This window comes from Alloprevotella sp. oral taxon 473 str. F0040 (genome assembly GCF_000318095.2).
GTDB lineage: Bacteria > Bacteroidota > Bacteroidia > Bacteroidales > Bacteroidaceae > Alloprevotella.
Genome location: NZ_KB290713.1, coordinates 1 through 2,390 on the forward strand (window position 1 = coordinate 1; position 2,390 = coordinate 2,390).

Sequence of the window (2,390 nt, forward strand, 5' to 3'; positions counted from 1 at the left end):
GCTAATCACCTACTGTTCATTAGCCAATTCAAACAGCCACTACAAAGATAGTTGTTTATTCTTATTTCCCCTTCATTTGATTGACCTTAATAGCATTCATTATCACATAAGGATGAAATACCAAACAAAGTAAGTATATTTGCAGGAAAGTATTCAAAACCAACTATGCAGATATCATCTATCCTATATCATGCACAAACATTCAAAATGCAATGAATAAAATACGATACTACATTATGGCACTATTGCTTGTTTGTGCCACAGCCGTTAAGGCACAATCCTTTGTTACAGTAGAAAACGGAAAGCTCTATCGTGACGGTAAACCCTATACTTTCATCGGAACAAACTATTGGTATGGCACCATACTGGGTTCGAAAGGAAAGGGCGGAAACAGAAAAAGACTGAACCGTGAACTAGATGAAATGAAGCGTTTAGGCATCACCAATCTACGCATATTGGTGGGTAGCGATGGTGAAGAAGGCATCAAATGGAAAGCATCGCCTGTGCTTCAGCCTTCTCCGGGTGTGTATAACGACGCCATCTTAGATGGTCTCGACTATCTGATGTTGCAGCTTCAACGCCGTGGAATGGTGGCAGTACTCTACCTGAACAATTCTTGGGAATGGAGCGGAGGTTATGGTTTTTATCTCGAAAACGCAGGTGCAGGCAAAGCATTGCAGCCTAACGAGGTGGGATATTCTGCCTACGTTAAGTATGCTGCGCAATTCGCGATCAATCCCCAGGCACAACAGCTGTTTTTCAATCACCTCAATTTCATACTAAAACGCACTAACCGCTACACAGGAAAACCCTACACAGAAGATCCTGCTATCATGTCATGGCAAATTTGCAACGAGCCACGTGCGTTCGACAAGGCTGCCCTACCCCAGTTCGAAGCATGGATTGCTAAGGCTGCAGCGATGATGAAAAGTATCGATAAGCGACATCTAGTGAGCGTAGGTTCTGAAGGAGCCTTCGGTTGTGAGGCTGATTATGATTCATGGCAACGCATCTGTTCCGACCCCAATATCGACTATTGCAACGTACACATTTGGCCCTACAATTGGGGCTGGGCTAAGAAAGACTCGCTAATGCAAAATATGCAACGTGCTCAAGAATACACCAAGGACTATTTAGACCGACATTTAGAGATTTGTGCCAACATCAACAAACCGCTAGTAATGGAAGAGTTTGGCTATCCACGAGATAGTGTTTCTTTCTCTAAACAATCGACCACCACTGCTCGAGATGCCTATTATAGCTACGTATTCTCGCTCTTAGCAGACGACTTAGCCAAGGGCGGATACTTTGTAGGTTGCAACTTCTGGGGGTGGGGAGGTCATGCGCAACCCCAACACGAACAATGGGTGCCCGGAGACGACTATATGTGCGACCCACCCCAAGAGCCACAAGGCCTTTACTCAGTGTTTTCTACAGATGACTCTACCATTAAGATCATAAAAGCAGGTATTGCTAATCTGCCCAAAAGCAAATAAACGACACTTAATCGTGAGGCTATTTGTATCATTACCCAAAACGAAAGAGGGATTTGATGAAAGAATATCTGCGCTTGCCCAAACATTTTGCAGCGTTAGCCGACAAACTGGAATGCACATCCATCGCCAATACTAGCAAGGTGGTCTACAGCTCTGAATGGACAGCAAGAACGCTATTGAACATTATGGTGCAGATGAAGAAAAGATTCACGTGGTAGAGTTTGGGGCAAATATCACGACGAATCAAGGCGAAGTTATTTTGCCCAAATATCAAGCGATATGCTAACTGTTTTTTGTGGCTAAGGCATGGAAGCTTAAAGGAGGTGACAAGGTGCTAGCCACTTATCGCGCATTAAGGCAAAGAGACTTCCCCTGTCACCTCACCCTCATCGGTATTCATCCTGAAACGTTGCCAGAAGATGTCACGACGATAGGATTATTGGATAAGGCAAAGCCCTCAGATATAGCATTGCTCAAAGAGGCCTATCAAAAGGCGAATTTATACATGATGACAATAAATCGAATGAATATTCTCGCTGGATTCATGGGTGCTTTGACGAGAAAAATAAATTAGACTTTGAAAAATTCAAAGAGCGTGTTACGTACTGTTTTGAATACTACAAATCCTATCCTGAGCTCGATGATATGCAATTGGGCAAAGTCAATCCCAATTACAACTGGAATTGGGAACTCATACTTCGTTCTATGGGCATAAACTTCTAATAACATACATCTATGATACTTCGACTATTGTTTTGCTGCATCTGCACTCTTAGCTGGTGCAACTCGATTTTTGCTGATGACACACTCCACATTGTGAAGTTTGACGATGAAACTTATTACACCTTAGAACGATATAGAGGAGGGTTTTCTCAGACCTTCACCTACTTGCCT

The 2,390-nt window shown here is 43.1% G+C and carries 3 protein-coding genes; all 3 read left to right on the top strand.

Annotation, left to right across the window (positions count from 1 at the left end; translation table 11 throughout):
• Positions 1-212: 212 nt before the first annotated feature.
• The 3 genes from HMPREF9999_RS02690 (at position 213) to HMPREF9999_RS02695 (ending at position 2,070) form a co-directional block, all read left to right on the top strand.
• The gene (locus HMPREF9999_RS02690) at positions 213-1,496 is read left to right on the top strand and encodes a glycoside hydrolase 5 family protein (RefSeq protein ID WP_009436776.1); all 1,284 of its coding nucleotides are present in this window, start codon (positions 213-215) and stop codon (positions 1,494-1,496) included.
• Between the two features lie 53 nt (positions 1,497-1,549).
• Complete coding sequence (locus HMPREF9999_RS10430) at positions 1,550-1,714, top strand: hypothetical protein (RefSeq protein ID WP_157049589.1); 165 nt, start codon at positions 1,550-1,552, stop codon at positions 1,712-1,714.
• A gap of 77 nt (positions 1,715-1,791) precedes the next feature.
• Positions 1,792-2,070 (top strand): hypothetical protein, encoded by a 279-nt coding sequence (locus HMPREF9999_RS02695; RefSeq protein WP_009436778.1) that lies wholly within the window; start codon positions 1,792-1,794, stop codon positions 2,068-2,070.
• Positions 2,071-2,390 lie beyond the last annotated feature (320 nt).

Excerpts from the sequence above, each read along its gene's own strand:
- HMPREF9999_RS02690 (WP_009436776.1), top strand. The coding sequence starts at position 213 with ATGAATAAAATACGATACTACATTATGGCACTATTGCTTGTTTGTGCC.